This is a genomic window from Lysinibacillus composti (assembly GCF_016908465.1).
GTDB classification, from domain to species: domain Bacteria; phylum Bacillota; class Bacilli; order Bacillales_A; family Planococcaceae; genus Ureibacillus; species Ureibacillus composti_A.
Genome location: NZ_JAFBDY010000001.1, coordinates 415466 through 434672 on the forward strand (window position 1 = coordinate 415466; position 19207 = coordinate 434672).

18 protein-coding genes are annotated in these 19207 nt (G+C 36.0%); 15 read left to right on the top strand and 3 right to left on the bottom strand.

Features of this window, described 5'->3' with window-relative positions:
- Window positions 1-277 precede the first annotated feature (277 nt).
- Complete coding sequence (locus tag JOD29_RS02025) at window positions 278-520, bottom strand: DUF2627 domain-containing protein (RefSeq protein ID WP_124761888.1); 243 nt, start codon at window positions 518-520, stop codon at window positions 278-280.
- A gap of 288 nt (window positions 521-808) precedes the next feature.
- On the opposite strand from JOD29_RS02025, the gene JOD29_RS02030 reads away from it, so the two are divergent.
- The 10 genes from JOD29_RS02030 to JOD29_RS02075 all read left to right on the top strand — a co-directional run bounded on the left by JOD29_RS02030 (window position 809) and on the right by JOD29_RS02075 (window position 13810).
- Window positions 809-1903 carry a Leu/Phe/Val dehydrogenase gene (locus JOD29_RS02030; protein ID WP_124761886.1) on the top strand — a complete coding sequence of 365 codons (1095 nt, stop codon included), beginning with the start codon at window positions 809-811 and terminating at the stop codon, window positions 1901-1903.
- Window positions 1904-2097: 194 nt separating this feature from the next.
- Window positions 2098-3522 (top strand): dihydrolipoyl dehydrogenase, encoded by a 1425-nt coding sequence (gene lpdA / locus JOD29_RS02035; protein ID WP_124761884.1) that lies wholly within the window; start codon window positions 2098-2100, stop codon window positions 3520-3522.
- A 168-nt stretch (window positions 3523-3690) separates the two neighbouring features.
- Entirely contained in the window at window positions 3691-4641 is a 951-nt protein-coding gene (locus JOD29_RS02040) for a thiamine pyrophosphate-dependent dehydrogenase E1 component subunit alpha (RefSeq protein WP_124762667.1), read from the top strand.
- The gene (locus JOD29_RS02045) at window positions 4642-5625 is read left to right on the top strand and encodes an alpha-ketoacid dehydrogenase subunit beta (RefSeq protein WP_124761882.1); all 984 of its coding nucleotides are present in this window, start codon (window positions 4642-4644) and stop codon (window positions 5623-5625) included.
- Window positions 5626-5643: 18 nt separating this feature from the next.
- The gene (locus JOD29_RS02050; RefSeq protein ID WP_124761880.1) at window positions 5644-6975 is read left to right on the top strand and encodes a dihydrolipoamide acetyltransferase family protein; all 1332 of its coding nucleotides are present in this window, start codon (window positions 5644-5646) and stop codon (window positions 6973-6975) included.
- Between the two features lie 118 nt (window positions 6976-7093).
- Entirely contained in the window at window positions 7094-8794 is a 1701-nt protein-coding gene (locus JOD29_RS02055) for a methylmalonyl-CoA mutase family protein (RefSeq protein ID WP_338088264.1), read from the top strand.
- Window positions 8791-10941 carry a methylmalonyl-CoA mutase gene (gene scpA, locus JOD29_RS02060; protein ID WP_124761876.1) on the top strand — a complete coding sequence of 717 codons (2151 nt, stop codon included), beginning with the start codon at window positions 8791-8793 and terminating at the stop codon, window positions 10939-10941. Before JOD29_RS02055 ends, scpA begins: the two co-directional genes overlap by 4 nt.
- Complete coding sequence (meaB, locus tag JOD29_RS02065; protein WP_124761874.1) at window positions 10938-12023, top strand: methylmalonyl Co-A mutase-associated GTPase MeaB; 1086 nt, start codon at window positions 10938-10940, stop codon at window positions 12021-12023. Before scpA ends, meaB begins: the two co-directional genes overlap by 4 nt.
- Before the next feature lie 188 nt (window positions 12024-12211).
- Entirely contained in the window at window positions 12212-12652 is a 441-nt protein-coding gene (locus JOD29_RS02070; protein WP_124761872.1) for a BrxA/BrxB family bacilliredoxin, read from the top strand.
- 183 nt (window positions 12653-12835) lie between these two features.
- Entirely contained in the window at window positions 12836-13810 is a 975-nt protein-coding gene (locus tag JOD29_RS02075; protein WP_124761870.1) for an aromatic acid exporter family protein, read from the top strand.
- A 44-nt stretch (window positions 13811-13854) separates the two neighbouring features.
- On the opposite strand, the gene prli42 is transcribed toward JOD29_RS02075, so the two are convergent.
- Window positions 13855-13947 carry a stressosome-associated protein Prli42 gene (gene prli42, locus JOD29_RS20535; RefSeq protein ID WP_158610506.1) on the bottom strand — a complete coding sequence of 31 codons (93 nt, stop codon included), beginning with the start codon at window positions 13945-13947 and terminating at the stop codon, window positions 13855-13857.
- Window positions 13948-14073: 126 nt separating this feature from the next.
- On the opposite strand from prli42, the gene mce reads away from it, so the two are divergent.
- From mce to JOD29_RS02100, 4 genes are all read left to right on the top strand, one after another.
- Window positions 14074-14490, top strand: coding sequence for a methylmalonyl-CoA epimerase (mce, locus tag JOD29_RS02085; protein WP_124761868.1), 417 nt, complete (start codon window positions 14074-14076; stop codon window positions 14488-14490).
- Window positions 14491-16038, top strand: coding sequence for an acyl-CoA carboxylase subunit beta (locus JOD29_RS02090; RefSeq protein WP_124761866.1), 1548 nt, complete (start codon window positions 14491-14493; stop codon window positions 16036-16038).
- A gap of 164 nt (window positions 16039-16202) precedes the next feature.
- Complete coding sequence (locus tag JOD29_RS02095) at window positions 16203-17315, top strand: M20/M25/M40 family metallo-hydrolase (protein WP_124761864.1); 1113 nt, start codon at window positions 16203-16205, stop codon at window positions 17313-17315.
- Between the two features lie 16 nt (window positions 17316-17331).
- Window positions 17332-17847 (top strand): chemotaxis protein CheW, encoded by a 516-nt coding sequence (locus JOD29_RS02100; RefSeq protein WP_124761862.1) that lies wholly within the window; start codon window positions 17332-17334, stop codon window positions 17845-17847.
- On the opposite strand, the gene JOD29_RS02105 is transcribed toward JOD29_RS02100, so the two are convergent.
- A complete protein-coding gene (locus tag JOD29_RS02105; protein WP_239585513.1) occupies window positions 17844-18506 on the bottom strand; it encodes a DedA family protein in 663 nt (220 codons plus the stop codon). The genes JOD29_RS02100 and JOD29_RS02105 overlap by 4 nt on opposite strands.
- Before the next feature lie 152 nt (window positions 18507-18658).
- Between JOD29_RS02105 and JOD29_RS02110 the strand changes: the two genes are divergently transcribed.
- The gene (locus JOD29_RS02110) at window positions 18659-19162 is read left to right on the top strand and encodes a DUF1648 domain-containing protein (RefSeq protein ID WP_124761860.1); all 504 of its coding nucleotides are present in this window, start codon (window positions 18659-18661) and stop codon (window positions 19160-19162) included.
- Window positions 19163-19207 lie beyond the last annotated feature (45 nt).

A 19207-nucleotide genomic window follows, 5' to 3' on the forward strand; every position in this document is an offset into this window, starting at 1 on the left:
TATACCGTAAAGATACAGTACTCTCTTTATTCGCAATTTTTTGCTTTCTGCGATTATTCGAGGAAAAAGCTGTTGGAAATCTTCACTAAGTCGCAATGCAATCAAGTGCATCTTGAAAGTATCACCAAATTTTCTACTCTGAACCCATTCAAACTCAAGTTAGCAAAATAGGTCTTGGAATAAAAGTTATGTAAAAACGAAATCATGTAATTGTACGAAAGTGAAGTGTCAAAAACTTATTTTTAATAAGTGTAGAAGAACTTTAACTTCGATAAATTTATTTTTGTGGCTTTTGATATTTAGAAGCAACTCGTCCATTTTTTCGATCTCTATGCAATAAGAATCCTGCAAAAAAGCTTAATCCAACAATAAAAAAGATTACTCCTATTACAAATTGGAGCCATAACCAAGGAAAAGGTGAAATTAATTTATCAAATAGAGTATCTCTCATAAATTTAATTCCTGCACCCGCCATAATTGCCGGAATGAGCAGGACGATAAACGCTAGCATACGGGCCATTAGATTTTGTCCTCCTTACAATTACTTTAATTGTACAGTGAGCGAATTGAATGTCAAGAAATGACATGTATTTTCATAGTCTTCAATCTACTAATAAAGGAAGTATATTAAAAAGAATAGTTAGAATATTTAATCATTAGGGAATTGAGTTTTTATAGTTGATTATCGATTAAATTGTAAGTATTGTAAAAGTAGGAAGATAATATTTTTAGAAATTTCAAGTATTTGTTAAGTAATAATGTTGTTTTTCGAGTTAATTTTAACATATACACAAAAGGGGGACGCATGATGGAACTGTTTAAGTATATGGAAAAATATGATTATGAACAGCTAGTTTTTTGCCAAGATAAGGCCTCTGGACTAAAGGCCATTATCGCCATTCACGATACTACGCTTGGACCTGCTTTAGGGGGAGCACGTATGTGGACATACGCGAATGAAGATTTAGCAATTGAAGATGCACTTCGTCTTGCAAGAGGCATGACTTATAAAAATGCTGCTGCTGGGTTAAATCTTGGCGGCGGAAAAACAGTAATTATTGGAGATCCATTCAAAGATAAAAATGAGGCGATGTTCCGTGCGTTAGGACGCTTCATTCAAGGACTAAATGGTCGTTATATTACGGCCGAGGATGTTGGTACAACTGTTACAGATATGGATATCATTCATGAAGAAACAAATTATGTAACTGGTATTTCACCAACCTTTGGCTCATCAGGGAACCCATCCCCTGTAACCGCTTACGGTGTTTATTTAGGAATGAAGGCAGCTGCAAAAGAAGCTTTTGGAGACGATAGCTTAAGAGACCGCAAAATCGCAATTCAAGGATTAGGAAATGTTGCATATACTTTATGTGAGTACCTTTATAAAGAAGGTGCTAAATTAGTTGTTACAGATATTAATAAAAAAGCGGTGGAACGTGTTGTAAAAGATTTCGAAGCTATGGCTGTAGATCCTAATGAAATTTATCAACAAGATGTCGATATTTTCTCACCTTGTGCCCTAGGAGCTATCATTAACGACGAAACAATTCCACAACTAAAAGCAAAAGTAATTGCTGGTTCTGCGAATAATCAATTAAAAGAATCTCGACATGGAGATATGATACATGAACTAGGAATTGTTTATGCACCTGATTATGTCATTAATGCAGGTGGCGTTATTAATGTTGCTGACGAACTCTATGGCTATAATCGAGAACGTGCAATGAAACGTGTTGAAACAATTTATGATAGTATAGCTAAAATTTTTGATATATCGAAAGATGAAAAAATACCAACATATTTAGCTGCTAATCGTTTAGCTGAACAGCGAATAGCTCAAGTTTCGAAATCACGAAGTCAGTTTTTACGTCAGGAGAGAAATATTTTAAACGGTCGTTAGTTATTTTCATGAAAAATGCGGAAAGTAAAGGGGATGTCTGAAAAGTCTTTGAGACATCCCCTTTCAACTAGGTGTGGATGACATTTCGGTGGACCACTGCAGGAGCACTACTTTGTGATACTTATAGTGTTGAAAAAGGCTGTCCAGATATATTTACATTCTGACAGCTTTATTTGTAGAAAAGGGGGATTCATTTGGCAACTGAATATGATTTAGTCATTTTAGGTGGTGGGACAGGTGGTTACGTGGCGGCAATCCGTGCTGCTCAGCTTGGACTAAAAACTGCAATTGTTGAAAGTGGACAACTTGGTGGAACATGCTTGCATAAAGGATGTATTCCGAGTAAGGCATTACTTCGAAGTGCTGAAGTATTTAGAAATACAAAAGATGTAAGTCGATTTGGCGTTGAAATAAGTGGGATTAGTTTAAATTTTGAAGAAGTTCAAAAAAGGAAACATTCCATCGTAGAACAGCTACATAATGGTGTTAAAGCTTTAATGAAAAAGGGTAAGATTGATGTCTATTACGGGTATGGGCGTATTTTAGGTCCGTCTATTTTCTCACCGATGCCAGGAACGATCTCTGTTGAAATGGCAGATGGAACTGAAAATGAAATGTTAATTCCTAATAATGTTTTAATTGCTACAGGGTCTAAACCTAGAGATTTAGAAGGAATTCAAGTTGACGGTCATATAATTCTTAATTCTGACCATGCGTTACAAATGGACAAACTTCCTAAATCCATTTTAATTATTGGTGGTGGCGTAATAGGAATTGAGTGGGCCTCAATGTTAAATGATTTCGGTGTTCAAGTAACTGTTCTAGAGTATGGTGAACGTATTTTACCAACAGAAGATGAAGATATTGCGATAGAAGCTGAAAAACAGCTAATAAAGCGCGGAATTCAAATTGTTAAGAATGCTAGAATTCAAGCAGAATCGCTTCAAAAAGAAACAAACAAAATTTCAATTCAAGCAAACATAAAGGACAAGTTAGAAATATTTGAAGCAGAAAAATTGCTAGTTTCGGTTGGAAGAGTTGCAAATAGTGAAGGTATAGGGCTAGAAAATACTGAAATTGAACTAGATTCAGGTTTTATAAAGGTTAATGAAATTTACCAAACAAAAGAAAAACATATTTACGCAATAGGTGATGTTATTGGTGGTATGCAACTAGCACATGTTGCATCACATGAAGGAATTAGTGCAGTCGAACATATTGCTACTGGGCAGAAACATACTATGAAGTATGAGAATATTGCGCGCTGTGTCTATTCATATCCCGAAGTTGCAAGTGTAGGTTTAACAGAAAAACAGGCATTAGAACAAGGTTTCAAAATTAAAGTTGGTAGATTCCCATTTAAGGCTATAGGAAAGGCACTAGTTTACGGGGACTCTGAAGGATTTGTTAAAATGATAGCAGATGAGGATACAAATGACCTTTTAGGTGTCCACATGGTAGGACCTCATGTAACAGATATGATTTCAGAAGCAGCTTTAGGTCTTTTACTTGATGCCACACCTTGGGAAATTGGTTCAACAATCCATCCACACCCTTCTCTCTCTGAAGTGATGGGAGAAGCAGCCTTAGCTGTTGATGGAGTTGCCATACACTTTTAATAACTAATAAATAGGATTTGTTGGTGAGGGTAACTTCAGATATCCTACATTTCCGTCATATATCTTTGTAATTGAATTTTTATAGCTCGCAATACAGAAAGGGATGATCATTTGACTAATCAGCTACACCATGAACAATTAGGTTTATCCAATAAAGATGTGTTGCAAATGTATGAAACGATGCTTATGGCACGAAGAATAGATGAAAGAATGTGGCTTTTAAACCGAGCTGGTAAGATACCTTTTGTTATTTCGTGCCAAGGACATGAGGCTACACAAGTTGGGGCTGCATTTGCACTAGACCGTACAAAAGATTATGTTGCTCCTTATTATCGAGATTTAGGAATAGTTCTCCACTTTGGCATGTCACCTAAAGAATTGATGCTATCTGCCTTTGCAAAAGCGGAAGATCCAAATTCCGGTGGACGTCAAATGCCTGGGCATTTTGGGCAAAAGAAAAATCGTATTCTAACTGGTTCTTCTCCTGTTACTACACAAGTACCACATGCAGTAGGAGTAGCGCTAGCGGGAAGAATGCAGAAGAAAGATTTTATTTCATTCGTAACACTTGGCGAAGGTTCATCAAATCAAGGGGATTTTCATGAAGGAGCAAATTTCGCAGGGGTTCACAATTTACCTGTCATTATAATGGTTGAGAATAATCAATATGCCATTTCAGTACCGGTTGAGCTTCAAGTAGGTAAGGCTAAAATCTCAGATCGTGGGATTGGGTATGGTATGCCAGGTGTCAGAGTTGACGGTAAAAATCCGCTAGAGGTATATAAAATAGTAAAAGAGGCTGCTGATCGTGCTCGTAGTGGTGAAGGACCAACTCTTATAGAAGCATTAACATATCGCTTAACTTCACATTCTTCTGATGACGATGATCGCCAATATCGAACTGAAGAAGATATTGCGGAAGGGAAAGCAAATGATCCTATAATCCATTTCCAAAATTATTTAAAAGAAATGGGAGTTGCAACAGATGAATTATTAGAAGATATCAATCAACGTGTGATGGAACAAGTTAATGAAGCAACAGATTATGCAGAGAAAGCACCATACGCTGAACCTGAACATGCTCTGAAATATGTTTACGCGGAAGGAGATGAGGCATAAGTGGCAGTTATCTCATATATTGATGCCATCAACTTAGCGATGAAAGAGGAGATGGAACGCGATGAGCGTGTTTTTATATTAGGAGAGGATGTTGGTCGTAAAGGTGGTGTATTTAAAGCTACTACAGGCCTATTTGACCAATTTGGCGAGGAGCGAGTTTTAGATACACCTCTTGCAGAAAGTGCGATTGCCGGGGTTGCAATTGGTGCTGCGATGTATGGAATGCGACCAATCGCGGAAATGCAGTTTGCGGATTTTATCATGCCTGCAGTCAATCAAATCGTCTCAGAAGCAGCGAAAATTCGTTACCGATCAAACAATGATTGGAATTGCCCGCTAGTCGTACGTGCTCCTTTTGGTGGAGGGATTCATGGTGCGCTTTATCACTCTCAGTCAGTCGAAGCGTTATTCGCTGGAACACCTGGGCTTAAAATTGTAATTCCCTCTACACCTTACGATGCAAAAGGATTACTGAAAGCCGCTATTCGTGACGAAGATCCTGTATTATTTTTCGAGCATAAAAGAGCTTACCGTCTGATCAAAGGTGAAGTTCCTGAAACAGACTACGTTTTGCCTATTGGAAAAGCAGATGTAAAACGTGTAGGGGATGATATAACAGTAATTACTTATGGGTTAGCAGTCCATTTTGCATTGCAAGCAGCTGAAAGGCTTGCAGCTGATGGGATTGAAACACATATTTTAGATTTAAGAACCGTTTATCCTCTAGATCAAGAGGCGATTATTGAAGCAGCTAGTAAAACAGGTAAAGTTCTTTTGATAACGGAAGATAATAAAGAAGGTAGCGTCATGAGTGAGGTTGCTGCAATCATTGCAGAGCACTGTTTATTTGAACTTGATGCTCCAATTCGTAGACTTGCGGGTCCAGATGTCCCAGCAATGCCATATTCACCTACAATGGAAAAATTCTTTATGATTAATCCTGAAAAAATAGAACGTGCAATGCGTGACCTTGCAAATTTCTAAGAAGGGGGTACTTCATTCATGCCAATTGAAAATATATTGATGCCGCAACTTGGAGAAAGTGTTACCGAGGGAACAATTGAAAGATGGCTTGTTGAACCCGGTGATCAAATCAATAAATACGATCCTTTAGCAGAAGTGATTACTGATAAAGTAAATGCTGAAATTCCTTCTTCATTTTCAGGAACAATCAAAGAGCTCATAGCCAAGGAAGGTGAGACTTTACCGGTTGGAGCAATCGTATGTACGATTGAAGTGGAAGGAAATGTGGTAAAACCTTCAGAGCCAAAAACACCTTCCAATTTAAGTGTGACTATAGGTAATACAGATGCTCAATCTGACCTCAAACAAGATGTAACTGCTTCAAAGCAGAAAAAACAGGTTGGATCAGGTTCTAAGTCAAGATATTCTCCGGCTGTTTTAAATCTTGCTAATACACATAATATTAACTTAGAACTTGTGGAAGGTACTGGATTTGAGGGGCGAATTACACGAAAAGATTTAATGAAGTTAATAGAATCAGGTAATACACCATCAACTCAAATGGTTCAAGATAAAAGTGTACAAGAGACAATTACTCAGACTCAGTCGTTACAAGATGTAGCTATACCTGAGAAAAAAGTAAGTACAGCTGCTATAACAGCCGGAAATGGTGATATTGAAATCCCTATAACAGCTGTTCGACGTGCAATTGCGAATAAAATGGTCCAAAGTAAGCATGAAATACCACATGCTTGGATGATGATGGAAGTAGATGTAACGAATCTTGTAGAATATCGCAATAGTATTAAAAATGATTTTAAACAAAAAGAAGGATTCAATATTACTTATTTTGCATTTTTTGTGAAAGCAGTAGCTCAAGCTTTGAAAGAATTCCCATTAATCAATTCGGTATGGGCTGGAGATAAAATCATTCAGAAAAAGGATATAAACCTTTCAATAGCTGTTGCAACGGAAGAAGCTTTATACGTTCCTGTAATTAAAAATGTAGATGAAAAATCAATTAAAGGCATTGCAAAAGAGATTCAGGAACTCTCTGGATTAGTCCGAAAAGGAAAGCTTACAACTGAGCATATGCAAGGTGGAACTTTTACCGTAAATAATACAGGTTCGTTTGGTTCAGTTCAATCAATGGGGGTTATAAATTATCCGCAAGCTGCAATCTTGCAAGTAGAAGCCATTGTTAAGAGACCTGTCATTGTAAATGGTGGAATGTTTGCGGCCCGGGATATGGTAAATTTATGTTTATCGTTAGACCACAGAATTTTAGATGGGCTAATTTGCGGGAATTTTCTAAAAAGGGTGAAAGATATTCTCGAAAACACGAATTATGAACAAATGTCAGTCTACTAATAATGAAAGAAGCCTTGATATAAAAGGCTTCTTTCTTTTTTTTAGCTTTATTGAAACCGGTTTCTATTGTAAAATATATTTATCCAAAGGTTAAAGGGGGAAGCATTTAGCGCTCATCATGCCAAACATGAAAACAATTGAATTTCCAATTGTCAATTTTGACGAATGGAAGGAACAAGCAATAAAAGCTTTAAAAGGGAGACCATTTGAATCACTATTCACACAAACATTAGAAGGGATTACTCTTAATCCTCTTTATACGAAAGAAATGTTAGTTGAGCAAATTGGGGATCAGCTTGAAAAACAGATCGCAACAGTTAGAACAATGCAAGAAACAAATAACTTTCAACCAGCTCAACAAATCTTTGGTGAAACAGCTGAACAATTTTTTGAAAATTTACAAGATAGTGTAAATAAGGGGAATAAAGTTCTTACAATTGATAGCCGGGTTACTTTTGGATGGGATGAAGATCATCTATTTAAATTGGCTCAGTATCTTACTGTAAATTCTTTTAAATTAATCGTAAAAAAACAGAACGATCCGATTTTAGGAGTCTTTAATTTAATCGCTAAAGAAGAGCGTGCAGATGTTAAAGGGTATGTCGTTTCAGAAGAATCTATTACGCTTGATGAATATCCAAATATACGAACATTAGTAGCTAACACAACGCCATATCATTATGAAGGTGCTAATGCTATTCAGGAATTGGCGCTTGTCCTAGCGATTGCTTCAAAGTTATCAAAACAAGAAGAAAGTTTTAATTCTTTTATTAATAAATTCTTTGTTAATTTTGCAGTTGATACGCAATTTTTCTCGGAAATCGCTAAATTACGTGCTTTTAGAGTACTGTGGAAGGCATTTATTACGGCCTACGGAGAAGAACAGAATATTGCCGTTCCAATCGTTGCAGAAACTTCATTGCGTAGTTTTTCAAAACTAGATGCTTATGTAAACCTTTTGCGTGCAGGAAATGAAGCATTTGCAGCACTAATTGGAGGGGCTGATGTATTTACGGTTCATCCACATGATGTATTAATAAAACCAACAGATAAATCAATACGTATCGCTCGTAATGTTGTACTTGTACAAAAGGAAGAATCGAATGTTCAAAATGTATTAGATCCTTCTGGTGGTTCTTATTTCATTGAATCTTTAACAGCAGAATATGTTGAGAAAGCCTGGAGTTTATTCTTAGAGATTGAGGATGCAGGTGGAATAGATCAATATAATCAAGCGAACAAATTAGGATCTCTTATTGAGGAAGTAAATACACAGCGTTTACAAGCAGTGAAAACTCGTAAACATTCATTAATAGGGACAAACATTTATGCGGATCCGCAAGATGAATTACCTTCCGAAACAAATCCGTTATTTTCAGATGTTAAACGTTTAGCAATACCATTTGAAAATTTACGTAAACAATATAGTGAAAGTAAACCGATAATTGGTATTTTAACTTTCGGTAAGTTAAAGGATTTTAAACCTCGCGCAGATTTTGTTAAGGGCTTCTTTGCAACAGCAGGAATTGTTCCATCTCAATCTGGAGAAATCGAATCAATCGAGGCAGCAATTGAATGGCTGAATAATACAGATGCGTCTTATGTTGTATTGGCAGCGAAAGACGAAGATACAAAATCAATCGTACCTGCTTTATTAAATGCTAAACGTAACGGACTTTTATTAGATGTTGCTGGAAAATACAAAGAACAAGAAGCAGAATGGAAGTCAACAGGCTTAAACGGCTTTATTTTTGCAGGACAAGACATTGTAGAAAAGCTGGGCACGTTAGCTGAAAGCTTAAAGGAGGTACAACGATGAGCAAACCTAATTTTCAATCCGTAGACATAGCGAAAGTGTTAGTAGAGGAGAATTTAACATCAAATCGTTCATTTATGACAAATGAAGGAATTGAAGTTCAAGAATTTTATACAGAAAAAGATCTTAAAGAAGTCAAACATTTAAACGATGTAGCCGGAATAGCACCAAATACTCGTGGACCTTATCCAACAATGTATGTTGCCCGTCCTTGGACAGTTCGTCAATATGCTGGTTTCTCGACTGCTGAAGAATCAAATGCATTCTATCGCAGAAATCTTGCAATGGGGCAAAAAGGTTTATCTGTTGCCTTTGACTTAGCTACACACCGTGGTTATGACTCGGATCATCCTCGAGTTAAAGGGGATGTCGGGAAAGCTGGAGTTGCTATTGATTCCATTGAAGATATGAAAATTTTATTCGATGGTATTCCATTAGATCAAATGTCTGTATCGATGACAATGAATGGTGCAGTGCTTCCAATTATGGCTTTTTATATCGTTGCTGCTGAAGAACAAGGAGTAACTCCTGAACAATTAGCTGGTACAATACAAAATGACATATTAAAAGAATACATGGTGCGTAATACTTACATTTATCCACCAGAAATGTCGATGAAAATTATTGCAGATATCTTTGAATATACAAGTAAATTCATGCCGAAATTTAATTCAATTTCTATTTCTGGTTACCATATTCAAGAAGCGGGGGCTACAAATGATATCGAGCTTGCATACACGCTTGCAGATGGACTTGAATATGTTCGTACAGGATTAAAAGCGGGAATTGATATTGATTCATTTGCACCACGTTTATCATTCTTCTGGGCAATTGGAATGAACTATTATATGGAAGTAGCAAAAATGCGTGCAGCACGTCGAATTTGGGCTCAAATGATGAGTACTTTCAATCCAAAAAATCCGAAGAGTCTTGCACTACGTACTCACTCACAAACATCTGGTTGGTCTTTAACAGAACAAGATCCATTTAATAATGTGACTCGTACTTTAATTGAAGCAAATGCAGCTGCAATGGGACATACCCAATCTCTTCATACAAATGCTCTAGATGAGGCAATCGCATTGCCAACTGATTTCTCAGCGCGTATTGCACGTAATACCCAATTATTCTTACAAGAAGAAACAGGAATGACTAAAGTGATTGATCCATGGGGCGGAGCATATTACGTGGAAAAATTAACTGCTGAATTGACAGAAAAAGCATGGGAATTAATCGAAGAAATTGAACAGCTTGGTGGTATGGCTAAAGCGATTGAAACGGGCTTACCAAAAATGAAAGTAGAAGAAGCTGCAGCGAAGCGCCAAGCGAAAATTGATTCTAAAACAGAAACAATCATTGGGGTTAATAAATATCTACTAGATGAAGAAGAGCCAATTGATATACTAAATATTGATAATACAATTGTTCGTCAAAAACAAATTGAAAGACTTGAAAAGATGAAAGCGGAACGTAATGAAGAGGAAGTACAAAAACATCTAGCTCGTTTAACAAAAGCAGCAGAAACAGGAGAAGAAAACTTATTAGCTGTTGCTGTAGACGCAGCTCGCGCACGCGCTTCATTAGGTGAAATTTCAGACGCTATAGAAAAAGTATCAGGTCGCCATAAAGCAATTATTCGTTCAATTTCTGGTGTGTATTCTTCGAATTTCTCGGACGATGAATTAATTTCAGAAGTAAAACAAATGACAGAGGAATTTTTAGAAAATGAAGGTCGTCGCCCACGTATTTTAGTTTCAAAAATGGGGCAAGACGGACATGACCGTGGAGCAAAAGTTATTGCTACAGGCTATGCGGATTTAGGCTTTGACGTGGATATTTCACCATTATTTATGACGCCAGAGGAAGCAGCACAAATGGCAGTAGAAAATGATGTTCACTGTGTTGGAGTATCTTCACTTGCAGCTGGTCATAAAACGTTAGTGCCTGAGTTAGTGGAAGAACTTAAAAAGCTTGGCCGCGAAGACATTATTGTTATTGTTGGTGGCGTAATTCCTGCTCAAGATTACGAATTTTTATATGAATCTGGTGCTGTTGCTATTTTCGGACCAGGTACGGTGATTCCAATTTCAGCAATGAAAATTATCGAAGAAATTTATAAACGTTTAGGCTACGAGGAAGTGTCTGAATGAATAACGAATTAAAAAGCACAAAGGAAAGTGCTTTGTTCGTAATGGATGGTGTAAAGGGAGGGCATGATGGTATGAATGTCTCTTCAAAGAAAAAGTTTAGAAAAAAGAATCAAGAGGAATTGGATCTTGTAAAGTTAGCAAATGAATTGAGAAGCGGTTCACGCAATTCTCTTGCTAAAGCAATTACATTGATTGAGAGCTCAAACAATCAGCATAAAGAATTGGCTCAAGCGTTATTACAGGAGCTGTTACCCTATACCGGAAAAAGTATCAGAATAGGCATTACAGGGGTTCCAGGTGCCGGTAAAAGCTCTTTTATAGAAGCATTTGGAATGATGCTTTGTAACATGGGGAAACGTGTAGCAGTTCTTGCGATTGACCCTAGCTCATCTCTTTCCGGTGGCAGTATTCTTGGTGATAAAACAAGGATGGAAGAGTTAAGTCGTGACCAACGTGCATTTGTACGTCCTTCTCCAAGTGCTGGGACATTGGGTGGCGTCCATAAAAAAACTCGGGAAACGATGCTTTTATGTGAGGCAGCTGGTTATGATGTGATTCTGATTGAAACCGTTGGTGTTGGTCAGAGTGAAACTTATGTTAGGGGAATGGTTGATTTCTTCTTACTACTCGTTTTAACTGGTGCTGGTGATGAACTACAAGGGATGAAGAAGGGAATTATGGAATTAGCAGATGGTATCGTTGTTCATAAATGTGACGGAGATAATGTTCGAAATGCGAAAAGAACAGTACGTGAATATAAGCAAATACTCCATTTCCTTCAACCTGCGACTCCAGGGTGGATGAGTAAAGCATTACCTGTTTCTTCACTTGAAAAAGTTGGGCTTGATGAAGTTTGGAAGATGATTTGTGATTTTGAACAAACGATTAAGGCCTCTAACTACTGGGAACAGCGAAGAAACGGGCAAACACGAGACTGGTATCATTCCATGATTACAGATTTCTTAATAGATTCATTTTTCAATAACCCTGAAAAGAAAACTCAAGTAAAAGTTATTGAGTCTGCCATTTTGCAAGGGGAACTAACAGTGACACAGGGTGTTAATAAGTTATTTCGAGAATAGCTATTTATGCTACGAAACTTTTATTTATGTTAACGAAGTAAGTAGTTTTTGAAGTGCTTATAAAAAAGCGGATTCCTACAAGTATTTCCAAAATATTACTTGATTCGTAGTAACCTTAAATTAAGTCTTTTGCATAATGCATTTTGTCTTGCTATTATTAAGTGGAAAGTTGAAAGGAGTTATGAAATATGAACATGGATTATGATTTGTTTATGCAAGAAATCGTTACAACAGCTCGTGGAGAAATGGATGCTGCTGGATATGAGCAATTACGTACACCTGAAGAGGTGGAACAGGCATTTGCCCGTCCTGGTACAACATTAGTAATGGTGAATTCAGTATGTGGTTGTGCAGGTGGAATCGCACGCCCAGCTGCTACAAATGCTGTTCACTATGATAAACGTCCAGATCATTTAGTAACGGTTTTTGCTGGTCAAGATAAAGAAGCAACTGCAGCAGCTCGTCATTTCTTTGGAGAAGATCACATCCCTTCTTCACCTTCATTTGTTTTAATGAAAGATGGTAATGTGGTAGCTGAAGTTGGTCGTCATGAAATTGAAGGACATGATCCTGTGTCTGTCATTACAAATTTGCAAGCAAACTTTGAAGAGCATTGTGACGAAATTTAACTTAACGCTGTTCCAATAAAGGTTTATAGGAATATCCCCCTTAGGGAAGGCTTGATCAATAATACATTAAAGAACTAGTCTTGAAGTATGGAAAACATATTTCAAGACATTTCTTTTCATTTGCTTTTTTCTTTTACTTTTTCGGATTAGCCGAGGCTTAATTAATAGAAAGGGGCAGTTAGTATTAAAAAGTTTTCAATCGGCTATCGCACTATAAAAACAGCAGTAGGTACTATACTTTCGGTAGCAATTGCAGCTTTTTTTAACTTAGACTTCTTTTCATCTGCTGCAATCCTAACTATACTTTGTATTCAAACAACAAGGAAAAAATCTTTACATGCTGTTTATACTAGAATTATTGCTAGTTTAATTGGTATCGCATATGGATTTATTGCTTTTGAAACGTTTGGTTATAACCCGTTAGTATTAGGAATCATGATTTTACTCTTTATTCCTACACTTGTATCACTAAATGTGGAGGCAGGGTTTATATCTAGCGTGGTGATCATTATGCATATCTATTCTGTTGCAAATTTTACATCAGATTTATTGTTAAATGAAATAGCTCTAATGACTGTAGGTTTTGGTACAGCATTAGTTGTGAATATGTATATGGGTGATTTTCAAAAAGAATTGGAAAATTATCGAATTCAAGTTGAGGAATTATTCCGATCTATATTTTCTGAAATTACTAAATATTTGAGGAATGGTGATACATCTTGGGATGGAAAAGAGATTATTAGCGCTGCAAATGTATTAGATAAGGCCAAATCACTAGCCTTTACAGACGTTGAAAATCATATTACGCGTAAAGAAAATCAATATTATGTTTACTTCGATATGCGTGAAAAACAATTAGAAATTATTGAGCGTATTTTACCTAAAATTACAACACTTCCTGTTATGGTACAGCAGGTTGATCTAGTTGCTGACTTTATGGAAGAATTGGCTGAAAACATTCATCCAGGAAATACGGCTATACGATTTCGAAATAAATTAGACATCGTAAAGGAAGAATTCGCGAAAATGCCATTACCAAAAAATCATGAAAATTTTTTAGCAATGGCTTCACTTTATCAGTTTATAGAGGAAATGGACGAATATTTAGCTATTAAACAGACATTCAAAGGGTTAAAAATAAATGAAGATGGGGAATAAGCGAAAAATGCGATTACATAAAGTAATCGCGCAATTTTTCGTTATTAAAAGAATGATAGTCCAAATGCTAGAGTTGAGATAACCATGATTGCAATCATAAAATAAACTACTATTTTCTGAATTTTTTTATTACTCATTTTCTCGTTCGCTCCTTTTTTTCTTAAAAATAGTTTAACAAATCTAAAAAATTTCTCAAGTACGTAGCGCTTTCTTTTTATTTTCGATACAATATATATGTACTATAACAGAAGGGGTGTTCTGAAATGGAAAAAGTTGATCATATAGGCATTGCGGTTAAAAATCTTGAAGAAAGTATTACATATTATACTCAAACATTAGGTTTAAAACTACTAAAGATAGAAGAAGTGCCTTCTCAAAATGTCCGTGTTGCTTTCATTGATGCGGGAAATGTTAAATTTGAGCTACTTGAACCAACAAGTGAAGATAGTGCAATCTATAAACATATTGAAAAAAGAGGAGAAGGCATTCAACATGTCGCGTTTGGAGTAACTGGAATTCGTGAACGAATGGCTGAGCTCAAAGAAAAAGGAGTTCGAATTCTTTCTGACGAGCCTAGCCCAGGAGCTGGTGGTGCGGAAGTAGCTTTCTTACATCCAAAAGATTCATTTGGTGTTCTTTATGAATTATGTGATAAAAGTAAAAAAGGGGATGCAAAGTAAATGGATATGTTCGACAAAATTAATGAAATGTATGATCGAAAACGTGAAATCGAGCTTGGTGGTGGGGACAAGCGTATAGATAAGCAACATGAAAAGGGGAAACTCACTGCTCGTGAACGTATTGAATTATTACTAGATGAAGGAACTTTTGTTGAAATTAATCCTTTTATTACACACCGAACAACTGATTTTGGCATGGATCAGCAAAAAGGACCTGGAGATGGTGTTGTAACAGGTTTCGGTAAAGTAAATGGGCGAAATGTTTATTTATTTGCTCAAGACTTTACAGTATTTGGTGGTGCGTTAGGGGAAATGCATGCTAAGAAAATTGCGGCTGTTATGGATTTGGCTGCTAAAAATGGTACTCCATTTATCGGCATTAACGATTCAGGTGGTGCACGTATTCAAGAAGGGGTATTATCTTTAGATGGTTACGGACACATATTCTATCGCAATGCAATCTATTCAGGAGTGATTCCACAAATTTCTGTTATCATGGGTCCTTGCGCAGGAGGGGCGGTATACTCTCCAGCTATTACTGACTTCATTTTAATGGTCGATAAAACATCACAAATGTTTATAACAGGACCAAAAGTAATTGAAACAGTAACAGGTGAAAAAATATCATCTGAGGATTTAGGTGGTTCGAAAGTACATAACTCAATTAGTGGTAATGCGCATTTCCGAGCACCTTCTGAAGAGCAATCTATTGAACAAATACGAAAACTGTTAAGCTATTTACCACAAAGTAATAAGGAGAAAGCGCCTAAATTACCACGTCCAGAAGGTGATGATTATCGTCCCGATATTATCGACTATGTACCAATTGAGCCGACAAAAGCGTATGATATTCGTAAAGTAGTGGAACAAGTTGTGGATGAAGGATCATTTATGGAAGTTCAAGCTGAATTTGCGAAAAACATAGTAGTTGGTTTTGCTCGTATTGCAGGGGAATCAGTTGGATTAGTATGTAACCAACCTAAGGCACTTGCGGGTGGTTTAGATATAGATTCATCAGATAAAGCATCTCGCTTCATTAGAACTTGTGATGCATTTAATATTCCAATTATCACGTTTGAGGATGTATCTGGTTTCTTCCCAGGTGTTAAGCAAGAACATGGTGGAATTATTCGACACGGTGCGAAAATCCTTTATGCTTATTCTGAAGCAACGGTTCCAAAAATCACTGTTATTCTTCGTAAAGCATATGGTGGCGCTTATGTTGCATTAAACTCTAAATCTATCGGGGCCGACTTAGTATTTTCATGGCCAAACGCGGAAATTGCCGTAATGGGAGCAGCTGGAGCAGCAAATATTATCTTTGCTAATGAAATTGCTAAATCAGAAGATCCTGAAAGCACACGTGCAGCTAAAATTGAAGAGTATAAAGAAAAATTTGCAAATCCATATGTAGCTGCATCACGCGGTATGGTTGATGATGTAATCGACCCTAGGGACACACGAATTAAATTAATCCAAGGGTTAGATATGTTATCAAATAAAGAGGAATCTCGCCCTCATAAAAAGCATGGAAACATACCACTATAATTCTTAAAGAATTCTAAAAATAAAGTTTTTAAAGGAGTTATCCGAATTTGGATAACTCCTTTTTTTACTAGAATATGAGAAATTGGACATTTCTTGTATTTATAACAGATGAAGCGTAGAATTATTTGGGTAATGAAATGATTGTAATAAGGAGTTTTGATACTATGAAAAGCCGTTTAGTAAATGAATTTATAGAATTAGTGCAAATTGATTCCGAAACAAAGCATGAAGAAGTAATCGCACCGATTATTATTGAAAAGTTAAAAGAAATAGGCTTTGAAGTTTATCAAGATGATGCACATACAAGAAATGGACATGGAGCAGGTAATATTATTGCTACACTAAAAGGTACGCTCGAAGTAGATCCAATTTACTTTACTGTTCATATGGATACTGTTGTACCTGGTGTTGGGATTAAACCTGAAATTCGTGAGGATGGATATATTTATTCGGATGGCACTACCATTCTAGGCGCAGATGATAAAGCAGGTATGGCTGCATTATTTGAAATGGCTCGCAGATTAAAAGAAAAATCAATTGAACATGGAACAATCCAATTTATCATAACTGCAGGAGAAGAAAGTGGATTAGTTGGTGCTAAAGAATTAGACCCCTCTAAAATCATTGCAAAATATGGCTTTGCCGTTGATAGTGATGGGAAGGTAGGGGGGATTGTTACTGCCGCTCCATTTCAAGCTAAAATTGAAACAAAGATTTTCGGTAAAACAGCACACGCAGGGGTTGCACCTGAAAAAGGCATTTCTGCTATCACATTAGCTTCTAAAGCTATTTCCCAAATGAAATTGGGACGTATCGATGAAGAAACAACAGCAAATATTGGACGATTTGAAGGTGGGAAAGCAACCAATATTGTTTGTGATGAAGTGTATATTTTAGCGGAAGCTCGTTCCATAAAAAAAGAAAAATTAGATGCTCAAACAGCTCATATGAAAGAAACATTCGAGAAAGTTGCAAGTAATTTCGGTGGTTCTTCTGATGTTACGGTAAAAATAATGTACCCAGGATATTCTGCATCTGAAACGGACAAAGTTGTACAAGTTGCAATGGAAGCTGTTCAAAATATTAATCGACAACCACAGCTAGGAATTTCTGGCGGGGGCAGTGATGCCAATGTTATTGCTGGTTTCGGTATCCCAACTGTAAATCTGTCTGTTGGCTATGAGAACATTCATACTACTAAAGAACGTATGCCAATCGAAGAGTTAGAAAAATTAGCTGATTTATTAGAAGAAATTATAAAAGTTTCATCAAAGTAAATCGTAGGTGATTTGTATGTCATTTGAAAAATCAGTTGTATTTCGTTGCGAAAATGAAGAATATGCTTTACCGGTTGAAAGGGTCGTGTCTATCGAAAAAATTGAACAGATCACACCGATTCCACATTTACCGAACTACCTGATTGGATTTACTCGTAACCGTGGTCAGTTAATTCCTATTTTAGATTTTAGTATAATTTTGTATAACAAACCAAGCCAATTGAAAACATCCCAAATGATTGTCTTAAACTCAAATGTTGTGAATTATGGTTTGTTTGTTAACGAAGCTAAGGAAATCTTAGATATTCAAGAAAGCGAACTAATTCAAACTGGTCTGGTCAATTATTCAAAAACAAGATACTTTACAGCGATTGCCAATCTACAGGAACGCATGATTACTTGTGTTGACCCGGATGTATTAGTAAACTCTCTAGAGGGGATTCGGGAAATTATCGAGTATTTACATCAAATCTTAGAAAATGAAAAAAATAAAAAGGAAGCTAGAACTACTGAATTTCTTCAGTTTTTCTAGCTTTTCATTTTTGTCTCTAACTTATTCTTTTTAAATGAAACTACAAAGCCGCAAATACTTGGAATAAACATAACTATTGTAATAAAAGAAAGGGTAAACAATAGATTTCCTTTTACCCATGACATATTTCCAAAAGCAAAGCCCGTGCCTAACCAAATACTAGTCCAGACAAATGCCCCTAAAACATTATAGCTTACAAAACTTCGATAGGAATAGCCAGTAAAACCCGCGATAAAAGGCATCATAGTTCGCATTAGAGGAATGAATCGTGAAAAAGTAATAGCGACTTTATCGTAATCATTGAGAAATATACGAGCTTTATCCAGTGTTTGAATTGGAATAATCTTCATAAGACGAGAATTTTCAGAAGGTATGTTCCTAATGCTTTTTCCAATTAAATAATTATTACTATCGGCAAGGGATGTTGCAATAAAAAATATGAAAAATAAGCTTAGTAAGCTTAGCTGGTCCATCGCGGCAATAGCACCACTAGCAAAAACGAGTGAATCTCCTGGTAAGAAAGTTAAAATAACAAAACCTGTTTTACCAAAAACAATAGCAAAAAGTAGAAAGTATATATAAATACCAAACTTTTCTATATAGTAATAAAGATCTGAATCGAGCAGTTGTAGAAATTCGAAAATTTCGGAGATAATCATCATTCCTCCTATACTGCATTTTATGTACTATCTTACTAAAATAAAAACATAAATAAAAATGAAAACCATCCTGAATTTAAGTGGAATACATTTTTGAAACATTTTTTCTTGTTTAACGTAAATATACTCAAAAGCCAATTGAGGTGAACTTTGTGAAATTACCATATCGTCCCATAATAATTTTTCCTAAAACAAAACTAGAAAAAGTTGCAGATTGGGTAGGTATAAGTTTATTCCTAGTAGCAATTTTTTATATAATCATTATGTGGGGAAATATTCCAAATGAAGTTCCAGGTCATTTCAATAGCAAAGGAGAAGTAGATCGCTGGGGTACAAAATTTGAAATACTTATTTTACCTGTGATTGGGGCTTTTTTATTTGTACTTCTAAGTCTATTAGAAAAAGCACCACACATGCATAATTATCCGAAAAGATTAAATGAATCAAATGTTGAACAGTTTTATTTAGCGAGTAGAAAAATGCTTAATATGATCAAAAACATTTGTTTGCTTCTGTTTACATTTTTAACGATTCAAATCGTTCGAGTTTCATTGGGAGAAATTTATACACTTGGTGTCTGGTTTTTACCAATTATATTAATTATCATATTTGGAACGATTATTTTTGGGATAATCAAACAATCCAAAATAAAGTAAAACTACCCTCTAGTTATAGTAAAATAAAATGAAATAAATATGGTT

Coding starts and splice junctions, on each gene's coding strand:
- JOD29_RS02025 (WP_124761888.1), bottom strand. CDS start 520: ATGGCCCGTATGCTAGCGTTTATCGTCCTGCTCATTCCGGCAATTATG.
- JOD29_RS02055 (WP_338088264.1), top strand. CDS start 7,094: ATGCCAAACATGAAAACAATTGAATTTCCAATTGTCAATTTTGACGAA.
- mce (WP_124761868.1), top strand. CDS start 14,074: ATGGAAAAAGTTGATCATATAGGCATTGCGGTTAAAAATCTTGAAGAA.
- JOD29_RS02050 (WP_124761880.1), top strand. CDS start 5,644: ATGCCAATTGAAAATATATTGATGCCGCAACTTGGAGAAAGTGTTACC.
- JOD29_RS02030 (WP_124761886.1), top strand. CDS start 809: ATGGAACTGTTTAAGTATATGGAAAAATATGATTATGAACAGCTAGTT.
- JOD29_RS02095 (WP_124761864.1), top strand. CDS start 16,203: ATGAAAAGCCGTTTAGTAAATGAATTTATAGAATTAGTGCAAATTGAT.
- JOD29_RS02105 (WP_239585513.1), bottom strand. CDS start 18,506: ATGATTATCTCCGAAATTTTCGAATTTCTACAACTGCTCGATTCAGAT.
- JOD29_RS02040 (WP_124762667.1), top strand. CDS start 3,691: ATGTATGAAACGATGCTTATGGCACGAAGAATAGATGAAAGAATGTGG.
- scpA (WP_124761876.1), top strand. CDS start 8,791: ATGAGCAAACCTAATTTTCAATCCGTAGACATAGCGAAAGTGTTAGTA.
- JOD29_RS02100 (WP_124761862.1), top strand. CDS start 17,332: ATGTCATTTGAAAAATCAGTTGTATTTCGTTGCGAAAATGAAGAATAT.
- meaB (WP_124761874.1), top strand. CDS start 10,938: ATGAATAACGAATTAAAAAGCACAAAGGAAAGTGCTTTGTTCGTAATG.
- JOD29_RS02090 (WP_124761866.1), top strand. CDS start 14,491: ATGGATATGTTCGACAAAATTAATGAAATGTATGATCGAAAACGTGAA.
- JOD29_RS02070 (WP_124761872.1), top strand. CDS start 12,212: ATGAACATGGATTATGATTTGTTTATGCAAGAAATCGTTACAACAGCT.
- prli42 (WP_158610506.1), bottom strand. CDS start 13,947: ATGAGTAATAAAAAAATTCAGAAAATAGTAGTTTATTTTATGATTGCA.